Source organism: Caballeronia arationis (genome assembly GCF_001544975.2).
Lineage (GTDB): Bacteria > Pseudomonadota > Gammaproteobacteria > Burkholderiales > Burkholderiaceae > Caballeronia > Caballeronia arationis.
This window is the reverse complement of record NZ_FCOG02000064.1, coordinates 21,981-36,811: the sequence shown is the minus strand read 5'-3', so window position 1 is coordinate 36,811 and position 14,831 is coordinate 21,981. Positions and strand designations below refer to the sequence as shown.

The following is a 14,831-nucleotide window of genomic DNA, read 5'->3' as shown; positions in this document are numbered from 1 at the left end:
TCATGCCTCTCCCCAAGCTCCTTAAAGCTTAGGTCGTGGTGTCGATTTATGTTCGCTTATTTATGCACGGGTTAGTATTATTACTTTTGTCGCTAATTCGCCAAGATTTTCGATGCACGCTTCGAATAATCTTTTGCTTATAGGGCGTTTGCCGCCGCATCGTTGCGAAAGTAGGCGAGCGCGAAGTCGACGAACGAGCGCGTCTTCGCCGACACATGCCGCCTTCCCGGATAAACCAGCGAGACTTCCTTGTCCGCGTCTTTCACCGGGAACCCGGGCAAAAGGCGCACGAGCACGCCGCTTTCGATGTCGCTCGCGACATGGCTCTCGGGCAACACGGCGACTCCATCCCCGCTATCGCTGCCTGACGCAGCATCTGCGAATTGTTGACGGTGTAGGCAGGATCGAGCGCGACCTCTTCGTCATCGCCTGAGGGCGTGGTGAACGCCCAGATCGAGCCATGAACATCGGGCGAGGGCGCGAGGAACGTGTGCATCGCGAGACAGGAGGGGCGCGTTGGAGTGCCGTGCCGTTGCAGATAGGCCGGCGCGGCGACGACCACCGGTGTCACCTTGAAGAGCGGGCGGTTGATCAGCGTACCGCTATTGACGAGCCGAGGCACGACGATGCCGACATCGAACCCCTCGTCGACCAGATCCACCGGCCGATGCAGCAAAGTGAGACGCAGCTTTACGTTCGGATACCGCTCGCGATAGGCGCCGAGCAATGGTGTAAGACCCAGCAGCGAAAACGAGGCCGAAGCAACCAGCCGGAGTGTGCCCGAAGGATCGGTCGAGCTGCTCGAAATGGCGGCTTCGATCTCGTCCAGTTGGTCGATCACCGCCTTGCACGAGATCGCGTAGGTGCGACCTGCTTCGGTCAGCGAGACGCTGCGCGTGGTGCGGTTCAGAAGGCGCGTGTCGAGGTGCGTTTCGAGCAGCGCCACGTAGCGCGTGATGACCGCGTTGGACAATTCGAAGCTCGCGGCGGCGCGTCCGAACGAGCCGGACTCAGCGACTTTCAAAAAGACGCGGATGGCTTGCAAATGATTCATGGTCGTGCCTGCTAGGACGTGCGATGCAGCGCCATCGGAGTGGTGTCGCGTCGGGGTTTGCAAGGGCGCGTCGGGTCGACGCGGTATCGATACGCGCGCGATCATATTTGCGCGCTGCGCATGAATGAATACGAGTATTCCTAAGTCGTCGAGGTGTCGTAGCCCGACCACTGTGGCATCTACGCAACTAGGGTAAATAATTCGGAATGCAGATGGTATTTCGGGATAACTGCAAGTCCATGGGAAGTCAGGGTTTCCACGTATCAAAATTGCATTATTCGATTTGTTCGAAAGGGTTTTTGTGCGTCCTTTGGTGGTGGCTGGAATTGTCCGCGCCATAAACTTTGCTCTGCCGAATAACGGTGTCCGGGAAGAACCGGAGGCGCGGTGCTCAGTGGTTTGTCGGGCGAATCACGGCGCAATGCGGCACCGCGTTTAGCAACCAATCGAGTCGCGAGACTCATTCAAAGGATCACACATGAAAAAGACTCTGATTGTGGCGGCCGTATCCGCTTCGTTCGCCACTGCCGCGAGCGCGCAGAGCAGCGTGACGCTGTACGGCATCGTCGATGCAGGTTTCGCTTATACGAACAACGTGGCAAACAAGGGCGCCGGCCCGGATCAACAGGTTTCGAAGTTCGGCATGACGAGCGGAAACCTGCAAGGCAGCCGCTGGGGCCTGCGCGGTCAGGAAGACCTGGGTGGTGGCCTGAAAGCTGTCTTCACGTTGGAAAACGGATTTGACATCACGAATGGCCGGCCATTGCAGGGTGGCCGCGAATTCGGCCGTCAGGCATATGTTGGCCTGTCGAGCGCCAACGCGGGCACCGTGACGCTCGGTCGCCAGTACGACTCCGTGGTCGACTATCTCGGCCCAATGACTGCGAACGGCAGCTGGGGCGGCACGTATTTCTCGCATCCGTTCGACAACGACAACACGAACAACTCGTTCCGTGTAAACAACTCGGTCAAGTACCAGAGTGCGAACTACGGCGGCTTCACGTTCGGCGGTCTGTACGGCTTCTCGAATGACGCGGGCGGCTTCGCGAACAACCGTGCATACAGCGCCGGCATGGCGTACGGCAACGGTCCGTTCAAGATCGCCGCAGCTTACCTGCAGACGCAAAATAGCAACGGCAATGCGGTTGGCGCGGTGACGGACAGCAGCACGTCGAGCGTGGGCACGTCGGCAAGTCACCGTCAGCGCACGTACGGCGTGGGTGCGGACTACTCGGTCGGTGCGTTGACATTCGGCGGCGCGTGGACGCAAACGCGCCTCGACGAGTCGGCCCTGTTCGGCAACGGAAGCTTCAACAACTACGAGTTGAATGCTCGCTACAACGTCACGCCGGCCTTCGCCCTCGGCGGCGCGCGTACACGTACACGCGCGCGAAGTTCGACGAGTTGAACGACGGCAATAAGGTCGACTATCACCAGTTCGGCCTGCAAGCTGACTATCTGTTGTCGAAGCGTACCGACGTCTACGCAGAGGGCGTTGTTCAGTTCACGAAGAGCGGCAATGTGGCAAACGTCTATGGCACCGATCCTTCTTCGAGCAGCCGCCAGATCGTCGTGTCGACGGGTATCCGTCACCGCTTCTAAAGCGGTCTGAGTTGTAAGCAGTAGCGAGAACGTAAACAGGCGCCGCAAGGCGCCTTTTTACGTTGCGGCGGTCGACAATGCGTAATCCTGCGGCAATCGGCCGATGCAGCCCCAAATGCTCTACCATGCAAACCAAGGCCGCGTGCTTCACCCTCCATGCGGCCCATTCGCTGTCAGGAGAACAAGCATGAAACCGACATTCAGGACGCATTTCGGCTTGGCGATCGCCTTGGCGTTGTCGCTCTCGACATCCACGGCCGTGCTTGCCGACACGGTCGCGCTGAAAGCGAACCTGCAACCCTCGGCCGAAGTGCCGCCGCGCGTGAGCAAGGGACATGGCGTCGTCGACGCGCAGTTCGATACCACCGCCAAAACGCTGACGTGGACGGCCAGCTACGACGAACTCTCCGGCCCGGTCACGATGGCGCATTTCCACGGACCCGCGCCCGTGGGTCAGAACGCCAAGCCTCAGGTAGCGGTCGACAAGAACGCGCTCGCGAGCCCGATGAAGGGGAAGGCCACGCTTACCGACCAGCAAATCACGGATCTGATGGCCGGCCAGTGGTACTTCAACATCCATACTGCCGAGAATCCATCGGGCGAAATTCGCGGACAGGTCGTACCCGCAAACTGACGCGGCATCGGTGCCGACGCACGTGCAAAAAGACGGGGAGCGTTCTGAATGAGCTGGCAAAGCGCGCTGGCATGCTGGATCGTGCGTCGCCGATTGCGGCCGGAGACGGCGAAACCGGTGATCGACGTTGCGCGGGCGCGGGCGTACGCGGCACAACGCGTCTGGGCGCCGAAAGTGCCAGCCGGCTGGCGCCTGACGGAGCACTACGGCGCCGCCGACGGTCCCCTGCGCGGAGAGTGGCTTACGCCGAATAGCGCTGCCGCGCGGCAAGCGACCATTCTGTATCTGCACGGTGGCGGCTATTACTTCTGTTCGCCGCGCAGCCATCGGTCGGTGGTCTTCCCGCTTTCCACGCTCGCACGCGCGCGCACGTTCTCCCTCGACTATCGGCTCGCTCCGGAGCACCGTTTCCCGTGCGCGCTCGACGATGCCGTCGCCGCCTACCGCCGTCTGCTCGCCGACGGCGTTCCCGCTCAGTCGATCGCGGTCGCCGGCGATTCGGCCGGCGGCGGCCTCGCGCTCGCGATGCTCCTGGCGTTGCGCGACGCTTCCGACCGGCTGCCCGCCTGCGCGGTGCTGTTTTCGCCGTGGACGGACCTCGCGTCGACGGGCGCATCGATCGTGACCAACGACGGCCGCGATCCGATGTTCCACGGCGCGGCCCTCGGGCGCGCGGCGAAGGTGTACTTGGGCGATGCCGATCCGAAAAATCCCTGTGCCTCGCCGCTATATGGCCGTTTCGACGATCTTCCGCCGCTCCTGATCCAGGCCGGCGAAACCGAAGTGCTGCTGGACGATTCCGTCCGCGTCGCGGAGAAAGCGCGCGCTGCCGGCGTGATCGTCGATCTCGAAGTCTGGCGGAACGTGCCGCACTGCTTCCAGCTTTGCGCTCCCTTCATGCCCGAGGCCAACCGGGCGCTCGTCCGCGCGGCGGACTTCATCCGCGAAACGACGAGTGGCAAGGCACCTTACCGGCTGCCTGAAACGTCGATCGTCTGATACGCGCGCTCGACGGCCAGTTGGCCGTACTGTCGTTCGAGCCGGCGCACGGCGAAGTGTCCGTGCGCCATCTGCTGGAAGTGATCGATGAAGACGGTGTTCACCATCGCGCCGAGCACCGCGCCGATCGCCGGGATCGACTTGGCCGCGACCTGTTCGCTGACCTGTACCGAAAAGCGCGACGCGATCGTATGCAGGAACTTGATGAGCGCCGTCGATCCGTGGCTGCTCAGCCCCTTCGCGGCGATTTCGTTCGTCGCGCGCGAAACCGACTGCGCCAGCGCGCCGCGCACGATGAAATAGCCGATGTCGGCGTTGTCGTCGCTTTTGGTCGGCCCGCCCATGCCGAGCACCATCATGCATTGCAGTTGCGTGTCGATGCGATGGATGTCCTCGCCTTCGCTGCGCGCGATGTCGCAGATCGAGCGAAACATCAGCGTCGTTGTGACCGGCAGTTCGACCGGCAGCGCGAAAAGCCCGAACGCGCCACCCGCGGCGCCGGTCGTCGCGACTGCCAGTTTGTGCATCAGGTTGTGCGGCTTGTCGGGCGGCGGCGCCATCAGCGAGTCGTGCGGCCCCGTCTTGCCGAGCGTGCGCAGTGCAAGCTGCAGACATTTCCGGAGTGCGACCTGCGTGGCTTCGTCGACCTTCTCCTGCGCGACCTCCGGCATCTTCCCCATCAGTTTTTCGATCGGCGCGCCGACGACGCTCGCGAGCTTCATCGTCAGCGACGGGCTTTCGAGCGCCTCTTTCGCGCGCCGAAGCGACTCGAGATCGTCGGAGGAAAGGGGCGTGGTGGCGATCGGCGTGGGTTCCATTTTGGCTTCTTGAAATAGTGAAAGAGTGCATCGTGGAACAGATTAGAGCGCTTTCACATGCTAAGATTCGATTTCCGTTGACTAGTCAATCATTGCGGTATCAAAAATGGCCGTTCATACAGCCGCGCAACATTCCAGTTCCCAGGTTCTCCCGTTTCGCGAATCGCTGATGGCGATGCTCGGCATATCGTTCGTGACCATGCTGGTCGCGCTCGACCAGACCGTCGTCGGCACTGCGCTTCCCACGATCGTCGCCGAACTCAAGGGCTTCGACCTGTACGCGTGGGTCGCCACGTCTTATCTGCTCACGTCCGTCATCACGGTACCGATTTTCGGCCGGCTTGGCGATTACTACGGACGCAAACCGTTCGTGATCGCGTCGATCGTGGTGTTTACCGTGGCGTCGGTGCTGTGCGGGCTCGCGAACAGCATGATGTTCCTCGTGCTCGCGCGCGGTTTGCAGGGGATCGGCGGCGGCATGCTGGTCGGCACCGCGTTCGCCTGCATCGCGGACCTGTTTCCCGACAACGTCGTGCGCCTGCGCTGGCAGGTGCTGATGAGTTCGGCGTTCGGCATCGCGAATGCGGTCGGGCCGTCGCTCGGCGGCTTTCTCACCGAATACTACGGCTGGCGCTCGGTGTTCTATGTGAACCTGCCCGTCGGCGCGGTGTCGCTGTTTTTCGTCTGGCGATATCTGCCGCATCTGCGACACGTCGCGCACGAAGGCAAGATGCGGCTCGACTGGCCCGGCGCCGCGCTGATCGCGGTCGCGCTGGGCTCGCTGCAACTTTTTGTCGAAACCGTGCCGAAACACGGACTGACCCCGGAGACGGCCGCGCTGATCGCGGTGAGCGTCGCGAGCGCGGTCGCGCTGTGGATGTGGGAGAAGCGCTGCACCTATGCGATCCTTCCGATCGACATGTTCCGCAACAAGAGTCTCGCGGCGCTCTTCACGCTCGGGATTCTCGGCGGGTTCACGATGTTCTCGCTGCTGTTCTATGCGCCGCTCCTGTTCCAGGGCGGCTTCGGGATGTCGCCGAAGGACGCAGGGCTGATGATTACGCCGCTCGTCGTGTTCATCACGATCGGCAGTATCGCGAACGGGCGCATCGTGACGCGTGTGAAGAATCCGAACGCGATGCTCTACGTCGGCTTCGGGCTGCTCGTGATCGCGTGTCTCGGCACCGTGGTCGCGACGCGCGCGATGCCGCGTCCGGTCCTGATGACGTTCATGCTGATCGGCGGTCTCGGCCTCGGCTTCGTGATGCCGAACCTGACCGTCTTCGCGCAGCAGACGGCGGGCCGCCAGCATCTCGGCATCGCCACGGCGCTGCTTCAATCCCTGCGCATGATCGGCGGAATGATCGGCACGGCGCTGACCGGGACGCTCGTGTCGCATCTCTACGCGAGCGGCGTGCAGCTTGCGCTGGAAAAGGATCACGCGACGCACTGGCTTGCCGAACTCGCCGATCCGCAGATCCTGATCAATCGCGAGGCGCAGGACACGCTTCTCGCGCAGCTCACCGCCGCCGGACACAACGGCGCGCTGCTGCTCGAAGCGGCGCGCGAGGCGCTCGTCGCCGCGATTCACATCGGACTCGCGCTCGCGGCGGTCGTCGCGGTGATCTCGCTGTGGCAGTCGCGCCGCGTGCCGCCGGTGCGCCTCAAGGGCCCCGTCGAACCGACGGTTGCAGCCGAATGATCTTGCTGGAAGAAACGAGCATGGAAGAACAGGACCGCATTGCCGTCGTTCAACAGTTCGGGCGCACGTACCGGGCGTTCATGTCGGCATTCGAATCGCAGGTCGGGCAGCCGATGCCGCGCTGGCGCATCCTGCGCGCGCTGCACGAGCATGCGGGCGTGTTGTCGCAGAAAAAGCTGGTGGAGCAGTTGCGCGTCGATCCGGGTGCGCTCACGCGTCAGTTGAAGGCGCTCGAGGCGCTCGGCTGGATCACGCGCAGCGTCGATCCGCGCGACAACCGCATTTCCAACGTCGTGCTGACCGACGACGGCCGCGCCGCCGTCGAAGCCGGTCTGCCGCGCAGGAACGCGTTCCTGCACGACACGATGGCGTCGCTTCCCGACGACGCCATCGCCGCGCTTTCGGACGCGCTGCGCATGCTGGAGCAGCGCATCCAGACGGTGACGGCGTCGAACGCCGCCACCGGCGACGACGTCTAGAAAAACGTCTCGATCACTTCGGTCACACGGAACTTCGGATCGACGACGAGCACCTGGCGCCACTTGTCGAAGGTCAGGCACGGGTGTGAGATGTCGAACGCGATCATGTCGCCGACCTTCACGTCGTCGCCTGGTTTGATGCGCAGGTACGCATGCTGGTCCATCAGGCCGAAGATTTCCCAGCCGTCGTCGGGGGTGACGTCGCGCGGCGCGTCGTTGCCCGGCCGATAGTGCCGCGCCGGCTCCGGCATGCCGGCATCGAACGCGGAATCGCGCTTGCCGAGGCCGATGATCGCGCGATCCGGCTCCGGAATCGACTGCACATACGCCCACAGTTGCAGCGCCGGCTTCAATCCCTGCCCCATTTTCTTCGCGATCGGGTTGCGCGCGAATATCTCGTTCTGCGCTTTCTTGTAGATGCCGACATCGTGCGTCAGATAGCAGCCGGGCCGCAGCACGACTTCGATCACGTCGCTGTTCGCCTTCGCGAATTCGTCGGCGACGACGTCGTACCACGCCGATCCGGCGCCCGACAGAATCGCCGGCTTGCGCGTGATCTTGCCCGCCGACACCAGCGAGCGCGTGATCGCCACCGCGTCCTGGAGGAATTCGCGCACCTTCGATTCGTCCTGAAGCACGCCTTCGTACAGTTCCACGCCAGCGAGACGAATCGTGTCCGGCCAGCGCGCGATGGCGGCGAGCACAGCTTCCCGCTGCGCTTCGTCGCGCACGCCGGTGCGTCCGCCCGGCACGCCGAGTTCGATCAGCACGTTCAACGGCTTCTTCACGCTGCTGAAAAACTCGCCCAATTGATCGACGCCGTCCGCTGAATCGACCAGACAGAAGAATTCGAAATTCGGATCGGTCAGCAGTTCCGCGATCATGCCCATGTTGCGTTTGCCGACGAGCTGGTTCGCGAGCAGCACGCGATGCACGCCGCCGCGGTACGCCGCGCGCACCTGATGCGCGGTCGCGAGCGTGATGCCCCACGCGCCGGCTTCGAGCTGGCGACGGAACAGTTGCGGCGCCATGGTCGTCTTGCCGTGCGGCGCGAGCTTCACGCCGTATTCGGCGACGAACGCCTGCATCCACTTCAGGTTGTGCTCGATGCGGTCCGCGTACAGCACGGCGGCCGGCAGGCTTACGTCTTCTTCCAGCAGATTCCAGTCGAGACGTCCCGCGTCGCCGAGATTGATGCCCGTGCCCGGCACCATGCCGACACCCTTGCCGAACGGGTCGATTGTCGCGTTCTGATAGTTTGTAACTTTCATGTCCTGCTACTCCATCGTCCGTTTAAATAGAGTTCTGTCGATACTTAACTGGCGCCAAGGTTGACGTCCACATGGTACCGAAAGTACGATGCGTGATAAATTGTTATTTAGTACCAAGACGGCTCAACTCGGGTTTTCGCCTAGATGAATGCTTCCTCTGAAACGCTCGGTTTCGACATCGTCGCCCGGATCGCCGAGCGCGCGCCCGAACTGCGCTCGGCGGAGCGCAAGGTGGCGGCGCTGATCCTCGACGATCTCACCGGCGCATCGCGCGCGAGCATCGGCGCGCTCGCGGAAAAGGCCGAGGTGAGCATCGCGACGGTGACGCGTTTCGCGAAGGCGGTCGGCTGCGACGACGTGCGCGAGCTGAAGCTTCGGCTCGCACAGGCGGCGGCGGTCGGCCAGCGGTTCTTGAAGCGCGAGCCCGACGACTTGCCGGATTCCCTCGCAACGCGCATCTTCGAGGAAGTGCAGACCACGCTCGCGCACAACCAGGGCGCGCTGCGCGGCGCGCCGATCGAGGCGGCCGCCGACGCGCTGGCGGGAGCCGCGATGATCTACGTATTCGGGATGGGCGGCGGCTCGACCGCGCTTTCCGACGAGATGCGCTTCAGGCTCGTGCGGCTCGGCCGGCCGGTCGCGTCGTATCAGGATGGCTTGCTGCAGCGCATGGTGGCCGCGACGTTGTCGAAGGAGCACGTCGTCGTGGCATTGTCGGTGACGGGACAGACGCCGGAGATGGTCGAAAGCTGCCAGCTCGCGCGCGAATATGGCGCCCGCGTGATCGCGCTGACCGCGCCGGCTTCGCCGCTCGCGCAACTCGCCGACTGGCTGATTCCGATCATCGCGATCGAAACGGATTTTATCTACAAGCCGTCGTCGTCGCGTTACGCGATGATGATGGCGCTCGACCTGCTCGTCACCGAACTGGCCGTCAAGCAGGCGAGCCACAGCCGCGAACTGCTGCGCCGCATGAAGCACGCGCTCGATGCGCATCGCGGCGGCGGCGAGCGCCAACCTCTGGGAGACTGACATGGAACCGCAATCTCAGCCGCAGCCCGAAACGGACAAAGCCGACACGCTGATCGTCGGCGCACGCGTGATCGATGGCACGGGCGCGCCCGCGGCCGAACGCGACGTCGCATTGCGCGACGGCCGGATCGTCGCGATCACTGCGCCGGGCGGCCTCGCCGGCTGGAAGGCGGATGAAGTCGTGGAAGCGGCGGGGCGCGTGCTCGCGCCGGGTTTCATCGACGTTCACACGCACGACGACACCCACGTGATCCGCTCGCCGCAGATGCTTCCGAAGCTCACGCAGGGCGTGACGACGGTGATCGTCGGCAATTGCGGGATCAGCGTGTCGCCGGTGACGCTCAACGGCGATCCGCCCGACCCGATGAACCTGCTCGGCGATGCAGGCGCGTTCCTCTATCCGACCTTCGCGTCCTATGTAGACGCGGTCAATGAGGCGCGGCCCGCGGTGAATGTCGGCGCGCTGATCGGGCATACGGCGCTGCGCAACAATCACATGGACCGGCTCGACCGCGCCGCCACGGCGGCGGAAATCGGGGCGATGCAGGCCCAGCTCGAAGAAGCACTCGACAATGGCGCGCTCGGATTGAGCAGCGGGCTCGCGTACGGCTCGGCGTTCAGCGCGCCGCCCGAAGAGGTGAAGGCGCTGGCCGAGCCGCTCGGACGTGCGGGCGCGCTCTACACGACCCACATGCGCACAGAGTTCGACGCGATTCTCGACGCGATGAACGAGGCGTATCAGGTCGGTCGCCATGCGCGCGTGCCGGTCGTGATTTCGCATCTGAAGTGCGCGGGGCCGTCGAACTGGGGACGCAGCGTCGAGGTGCTGAAGTCGCTCGACAATACGCGCGACGGCCAGCCGGTCGGCTGCGACTGCTATCCGTACAACCGTAGTTCGTCGACGCTCGACCTGAAGCAGGTGACCGGCGACATCGACATCACGATCACCTGGTCGGAGCCGCATCCCGAAATGGCGGGCAAGCTCATCAAGGACATCGCCGCCGAATGGGATGTAAGCCAGCAGGAGGCCGGCAAGCGCCTGCAGCCGGCGGGCGCGGTGTATCACAACATGTCGGAGGACGACGTGCGGCGCATCCTCTCGCATCCCGCGACGATGGTCGGCTCCGACGGCCTGCCGAACGATCCGCTACCGCATCCGCGGCTGTGGGGCGCGTTCCCGCGCGTGCTCGGGCATTACGCGCGCGACACGTCGCTGATCTCGCTGGAGGAAGCCGTGCGCAAGATGACGAGTCTGTCGGCGCGGCGATTCGGGCTGGCGGAGCGCGGCGAGCTGAAGGTCGGCTATCACGCCGATCTGGTGATGTTCGACGCCGAAAAGGTCCGCGATGCCGCGACTTTCGCGGACCCGCAGCAGCCGGCGGACGGCATCGATGCGGTGTGGGTGAACGGGGTTCTGTCGTACAGCGAGCGGGCGGTGACCGGCGAGCGTGCGGGGCAATTCGTGGCGCGTGGTCCGGCTTCGAAGCTGGATGCACGGGGCGCTTTCTAAGTTTTAAAGGAGTCGAAGATGAAGCGATATGGCGTTGAAGGCGGTAAGGGACAGGGCGGTGCGCATATGCCGTTCGCGCGCGCGGTCGAGGCGAACGGGTGGCTGTTCGTCTCCGGTCAGACGCCGATGGAGAATGGCGAGGTGATCAACGGCGGCATCGTCGATCAGTCGCACAAGTGCATTCAGAACGTGTTCGCGATTCTGAAGGAAGCGGGATACGGCGCGGAGCATGTGGTGCGCTGCGGCGTGTGGCTCGACGATCCGCGTGACTTCGCTTCGTTCAACAAGGTGTTCAAGGAATACTTCGGCGAGAATCCGCCGGCCCGCGCTTGCGTCGTGTCGTCGATGGTGATCGATTGCAAGGTCGAGGTGGATTGCGTGGCGTACAAGGCGCCGGACGCCTGATACCCAACAAAAGGCCGCCTCGCAGGCGGCCTTTTTCGATGATTACTGCCGCGCCAACCGCGCATTATCCGGCATCGGCAAATTGAAATTCGTCCGGAACGGATTGATGTCCAGCCCGCCGCGGCGCGTATATCGCGCATAAACAGCCAGCCGCTCCGGCCGGCATTCGCGCATGATGTCCATGAAAATGCGCTCGACGCATTGCTCATGAAATCCGGTGTGCTCGCGAAAGGACACGATATAGCGCAGCAATCCCGCGTGATCGATCTGTCCGCCGTAATAGCGAACCTGCACGCTGCCCCAATCCGGCTGCCCCGTCACCGGACAATTCGATTTCAACAGATTCGAAAACAGCGTCTCATCGACGGGCGCTTCGCCGTGAACCGCCTTCAATAACGAAGGATCGGGCGAATAAACATCGGTATCGAGATCCAGTCGGTCCAGCGATAACCCGTCGAATTCCTCCATCGCGAGCTTGCCGAAATCGCCCGGCGCAGCGAGCTGCACCGAAACTGTCGCGCCGCACACCGTCGACACGTCGCGCTTGATCGCCGCTTTCACATCGTCGATGGAATCGAAAGCGGTCTGCGCGAACGATCCCAGATAAAGCTTGAACGACTTCGACTCGACGATCTTCGGCGAATCGGCCGGCACGAAGAACGTCGCGACGGCGATCTGCGGCTTGCCGCGCCGGTTCAGCCACGACAGTTCGTACGCGTTCCAGATGTCCGTGCCGAAGAACGGCAGCCGCGCGCCGATGCCGATGGCATCGCGCGCGCTCTTGCGTTCAATGGGGAACAGCAGCGTCGGATCGTACTGTTCGGTATAAACGACGGCCTTGCCGAGCGGAGATTGTTCGGGTGTCATGATGCGTTCGATATGCCACTCAGCACGTGCCCGGTCGCGGTTACGACGCGGGCCGATTCGCAATGGCGCATTTGGTCGTCGAAGAAAAAGTCGGGTTCGAACTCGCGCAGGAACGCGCCCTTGTCGAGTCCGCCGAGGAACATCGCTTCGTCGATTTCGATGTTCCAGGCCATCAGGGTCCGGATCGCGCGCTCGTGCGCGGGAGCGGAACGCGCGGTGACGAGCGCGGTGCGGATCTGCATCGGCGCGGCGTCATCGGCGATTTTCTGCAACTTGTTCAGCGCCGCCAGAAGCGGCTTCAACGGCCCGCCTGCGAGCGGCGAGTCCTTCTTCGTCGTCTCGTGCCCGACGAACGCGCGCAAGCCGTCCGACTGAAACACGCGCTCGGCTTCGTCGGAGAAGAGCACGGCGTCGCCGTCGAACGCGATGCGGATTTCATCAGGATACTGGCTTGCAGCGCGCGGCGTCTCGGGCAGCACGCGGGCGGCGGGAAAACCGCCGTCGAGCGCGGCGCGCACGTCATCCGGATTCGCCGACAAAAACAGCGACGCGCCAAGCGGCCTCAGATAGCCGAACGGCGCCCGCCCGCGCGTGAACACGCCGCGCTCGATCGCGAGCCCGTGTTCCTTGCAGGAACTGAACGCGCGCAGGCCGCTGATCGGATCGCTGCGCGACAGGATCACCACTTCGACATGCTGCGCGCCCGCATTCAGCGCAAGCAGCTTGCGGATCAGCGGAAACGCGACGCCCGGCTTTGCCGGGACGTTCAGCCGCGAGCGCTGCAGCGCCTCGTATTCGGCGAGGTCGCCGGCTTCGTAGACTTCGTTCTCTTCCTCGAAGTCGAAGAGCGCGCGCGACGAAATCGCAACGACGAGCTTGTCTTCGAGCGAAAAGGCCATCGCGTTACGCCAGGAACAGCTTGTAGACGGGATTCGCGCCTTCGTCCCAATACGGATAGCCGAGCGTCGCGAGAAAGCGCTCGAACTCGGCGTTTTCCGACGACGGCACCTGGATGCCGACCAGGATCGAACTGTAGTCCGCGCCCTGGTTCCGGTAGTGGAAGAGGCTGATGTTCCAGTTCGGCGCCATCGACGAAAGGAACTTCATCAGCGCGCCCGGGCGCTCAGGAAATTCGAAGCGCAAAAGGCGCTCGTCGCGGGCGAGCGGCGAACGGCCGCCGACCATGTAGCGGATGTGCTGCTTGGACAACTCGTCGTGCGAGAGATCGACCGTCGCGAAGCCGTGCTCGACGAACGCGTTCATCATCTGCGCCGATTCGCTGCGTGTCTTGATCTGCACGCCGACGAAAATGTGCGCGGCGTTGGCATCGGCGATGCGGTAGTTGAACTCGGTCACGCTGCGGGTGCCGACGAGTTCGCAGAAGCGCCGGAAACTGCCGCGCTCCTCGGGAATCGTCACGGCGAACACGGCCTCGCGCGCCTCGCCCACTTCGGCGCGTTCCGCAACGAAGCGCATCCGGTCGAAATTCATGTTGGCGCCGGACGTCACGGCAACGAGCGTTTTCCCTTCGATGCCTTCGCGTTCCACATACAGCTTCGCGCCCGCGACCGCGAGCGATCCGGCCGGCTCCAGTACGCTGCGGGTGTCCTGGAAGACGTCCTTGATCGCGGCGCAGAGCGCGTCGGTGTCGACCGTGATGACTTCGTCGAGCAGTTCGCGGCAGAGCCGGAACGTTTCTTCGCCGACCAACTTGACCGCCGTGCCGTCCGAGAACAGGCCGACTTCCGGCAGCGTGACACGTTCGCCCGCCTGGATCGATTGCGCCATCGCGCAGGAATCGTCGGTCTGCACGCCGATCACCTTGATCTCCGGCCGCACCGCTTTCACGTAAGCCGCGACACCCGCCGCGAGGCCGCCGCCGCCGATCGGGACGAAGATCGCGTGGATCGGCCCTTGGTGCTGGCGCAGGATTTCCATCGCGACCGTGCCCTGGCCGGCGATCACGTCTGGATCGTCGAACGGATGGACGAAGGTCAGGCCGCGTTCTTCCTGGAGCTTCAACGCGTGCGCGTAGGCGTCACTATAGGACTCGCCCGCCAGCACCACTTCGACCGTCGGGCCGCCGTGCGCGCGCACCGCGTCGATCTTGACCTGCGGCGTGGTCGTCGGGATCGCGATCACCGCGCGGCAGCCAAGCCGCGCCGCCGAGAACGCGACGCCCTGCGCGTGATTCCCCGCCGACGCCGTGATCACGCCGCGCGCGAGGACGTCGGCGGGAAGCTGCGCCATCTTGTTGTACGCGCCGCGAATCTTGAACGAGAACACCGGCTGGTTGTCCTCGCGCTTGAGGAAAACCGGGTTCGAGAGCCGCGCCGACAGGTTGCGCGCGGGTTCGAGTTCGCTTTCGCGCGCGACGTCATAGACGCGGGCGGTCAGCACTTTCTTCAGGTAATCGGGGTGTGCCATGCTGGGGAAGGCGCGCCATGCGGCTCTGCGC

At 63.8% G+C, this 14,831-nt stretch carries 12 protein-coding genes and 2 pseudogenes; 8 read left to right on the top strand and 6 right to left on the bottom strand.

Annotated features, from left to right (window positions below; translation table 11 throughout):
- Positions 1 to 137: 137 nt before the first annotated feature.
- Positions 138 to 1,054: pseudogene (locus AWB81_RS27800) on the bottom strand (LysR family transcriptional regulator).
- Between the two features lie 478 nt (positions 1,055 to 1,532).
- On the opposite strand from AWB81_RS27800, the pseudogene AWB81_RS27795 reads away from it, so the two are divergent.
- The 3 genes and pseudogenes from AWB81_RS27795 to AWB81_RS27785 all read left to right on the top strand — a co-directional run bounded on the left by AWB81_RS27795 (position 1,533) and on the right by AWB81_RS27785 (position 4,289).
- Positions 1,533 to 2,656 (top strand): annotated as a pseudogene (locus AWB81_RS27795) (porin).
- Positions 2,657 to 2,843: 187 nt separating this feature from the next.
- Entirely contained in the window at positions 2,844 to 3,290 is a 447-nt protein-coding gene (locus AWB81_RS27790; protein ID WP_087135235.1) for a CHRD domain-containing protein, read from the top strand.
- A 48-nt stretch (positions 3,291 to 3,338) separates the two neighbouring features.
- Positions 3,339 to 4,289, top strand: a complete 951-nt coding sequence (locus AWB81_RS27785; protein ID WP_062639734.1) for an alpha/beta hydrolase — start codon at positions 3,339 to 3,341, stop codon at positions 4,287 to 4,289.
- On the opposite strand, the gene AWB81_RS27780 is transcribed toward AWB81_RS27785, so the two are convergent.
- Entirely contained in the window at positions 4,259 to 5,107 is an 849-nt protein-coding gene (locus tag AWB81_RS27780) for an EcsC family protein (RefSeq protein WP_062639733.1), read from the bottom strand. The two genes, AWB81_RS27785 and AWB81_RS27780, sit on opposite strands and share 31 nt — an antisense overlap.
- A 106-nt stretch (positions 5,108 to 5,213) precedes the next feature.
- Here AWB81_RS27780 and AWB81_RS27775 point away from each other — a divergent pair, with 106 nt between their 5' ends.
- Together AWB81_RS27775 and AWB81_RS27770 are read left to right on the top strand one after the other, a co-directional pair.
- Positions 5,214 to 6,809, top strand: coding sequence for an MDR family MFS transporter (locus tag AWB81_RS27775; protein ID WP_062639732.1), 1,596 nt, complete (start codon positions 5,214 to 5,216; stop codon positions 6,807 to 6,809).
- 20 nt (positions 6,810 to 6,829) lie between these two features.
- Complete coding sequence (locus AWB81_RS27770) at positions 6,830 to 7,288, top strand: MarR family winged helix-turn-helix transcriptional regulator (protein ID WP_062639738.1); 459 nt, start codon at positions 6,830 to 6,832, stop codon at positions 7,286 to 7,288.
- Here the strand turns inward: AWB81_RS27770 and AWB81_RS27765 are convergent.
- Positions 7,285 to 8,559 carry an amino acid deaminase gene (locus AWB81_RS27765; protein WP_062639731.1) on the bottom strand — a complete coding sequence of 425 codons (1,275 nt, stop codon included), beginning with the start codon at positions 8,557 to 8,559 and terminating at the stop codon, positions 7,285 to 7,287. The two genes, AWB81_RS27770 and AWB81_RS27765, sit on opposite strands and share 4 nt — an antisense overlap.
- Positions 8,560 to 8,703: 144 nt before the next feature.
- Here AWB81_RS27765 and AWB81_RS27760 point away from each other — a divergent pair, with 144 nt between their 5' ends.
- The 3 genes from AWB81_RS27760 to AWB81_RS27750 are packed head-to-tail and all read left to right on the top strand — an operon-like array spanning position 8,704 to position 11,506.
- Positions 8,704 to 9,591: a MurR/RpiR family transcriptional regulator gene (locus tag AWB81_RS27760; protein ID WP_062639730.1), complete on the top strand. Its 888-nt coding sequence runs from the start codon at positions 8,704 to 8,706 to the stop codon at positions 9,589 to 9,591.
- 1 nt (position 9,592) lies between these two features.
- Positions 9,593 to 11,101, top strand: a complete 1,509-nt coding sequence (locus AWB81_RS27755) for an N-acyl-D-amino-acid deacylase family protein (RefSeq protein ID WP_062639737.1) — start codon at positions 9,593 to 9,595, stop codon at positions 11,099 to 11,101.
- An 18-nt stretch (positions 11,102 to 11,119) separates the two neighbouring features.
- A complete protein-coding gene (locus AWB81_RS27750) occupies positions 11,120 to 11,506 on the top strand; it encodes a RidA family protein (protein ID WP_062639729.1) in 387 nt (128 codons plus the stop codon).
- A gap of 42 nt (positions 11,507 to 11,548) precedes the next feature.
- On the opposite strand, the gene queF is transcribed toward AWB81_RS27750, so the two are convergent.
- Genes queF through ilvA form a run of 3 tightly spaced genes read right to left on the bottom strand, consistent with a single transcriptional unit; the run spans position 11,549 to position 14,800 of the window.
- Positions 11,549 to 12,373: an NADPH-dependent 7-cyano-7-deazaguanine reductase QueF gene (gene queF / locus AWB81_RS27745; RefSeq protein WP_062639728.1), complete on the bottom strand. Its 825-nt coding sequence runs from the start codon at positions 12,371 to 12,373 to the stop codon at positions 11,549 to 11,551.
- Complete coding sequence (locus tag AWB81_RS27740; protein ID WP_062639727.1) at positions 12,370 to 13,272, bottom strand: 5'-nucleotidase; 903 nt, start codon at positions 13,270 to 13,272, stop codon at positions 12,370 to 12,372. The genes queF and AWB81_RS27740 overlap by 4 nt, the downstream gene beginning before the upstream one ends.
- A 4-nt stretch (positions 13,273 to 13,276) precedes the next feature.
- Complete coding sequence (gene ilvA / locus AWB81_RS27735) at positions 13,277 to 14,800, bottom strand: threonine ammonia-lyase, biosynthetic (RefSeq protein WP_062639726.1); 1,524 nt, start codon at positions 14,798 to 14,800, stop codon at positions 13,277 to 13,279.
- Positions 14,801 to 14,831 lie beyond the last annotated feature (31 nt).

What these genes read in the sequence shown, in the direction of transcription:
- AWB81_RS27790 (WP_087135235.1), top strand. Translation starts at nt 2,844, where the DNA reads ATGAAACCGACATTCAGGACGCATTTCGGCTTGGCGATCGCCTTGGCG.
- AWB81_RS27785 (WP_062639734.1), top strand. Translation starts at nt 3,339, where the DNA reads ATGAGCTGGCAAAGCGCGCTGGCATGCTGGATCGTGCGTCGCCGATTG.
- AWB81_RS27780 (WP_062639733.1), bottom strand. Translation starts at nt 5,107, where the DNA reads ATGGAACCCACGCCGATCGCCACCACGCCCCTTTCCTCCGACGATCTC.
- AWB81_RS27775 (WP_062639732.1), top strand. Translation starts at nt 5,214, where the DNA reads ATGGCCGTTCATACAGCCGCGCAACATTCCAGTTCCCAGGTTCTCCCG.
- AWB81_RS27770 (WP_062639738.1), top strand. Translation starts at nt 6,830, where the DNA reads ATGGAAGAACAGGACCGCATTGCCGTCGTTCAACAGTTCGGGCGCACG.
- AWB81_RS27765 (WP_062639731.1), bottom strand. Translation starts at nt 8,559, where the DNA reads ATGAAAGTTACAAACTATCAGAACGCGACAATCGACCCGTTCGGCAAG.
- AWB81_RS27760 (WP_062639730.1), top strand. Translation starts at nt 8,704, where the DNA reads ATGAATGCTTCCTCTGAAACGCTCGGTTTCGACATCGTCGCCCGGATC.
- AWB81_RS27755 (WP_062639737.1), top strand. Translation starts at nt 9,593, where the DNA reads ATGGAACCGCAATCTCAGCCGCAGCCCGAAACGGACAAAGCCGACACG.
- AWB81_RS27750 (WP_062639729.1), top strand. Translation starts at nt 11,120, where the DNA reads ATGAAGCGATATGGCGTTGAAGGCGGTAAGGGACAGGGCGGTGCGCAT.
- queF (WP_062639728.1), bottom strand. Translation starts at nt 12,373, where the DNA reads ATGACACCCGAACAATCTCCGCTCGGCAAGGCCGTCGTTTATACCGAA.
- AWB81_RS27740 (WP_062639727.1), bottom strand. Translation starts at nt 13,272, where the DNA reads ATGGCCTTTTCGCTCGAAGACAAGCTCGTCGTTGCGATTTCGTCGCGC.
- ilvA (WP_062639726.1), bottom strand. Translation starts at nt 14,800, where the DNA reads ATGGCACACCCCGATTACCTGAAGAAAGTGCTGACCGCCCGCGTCTAT.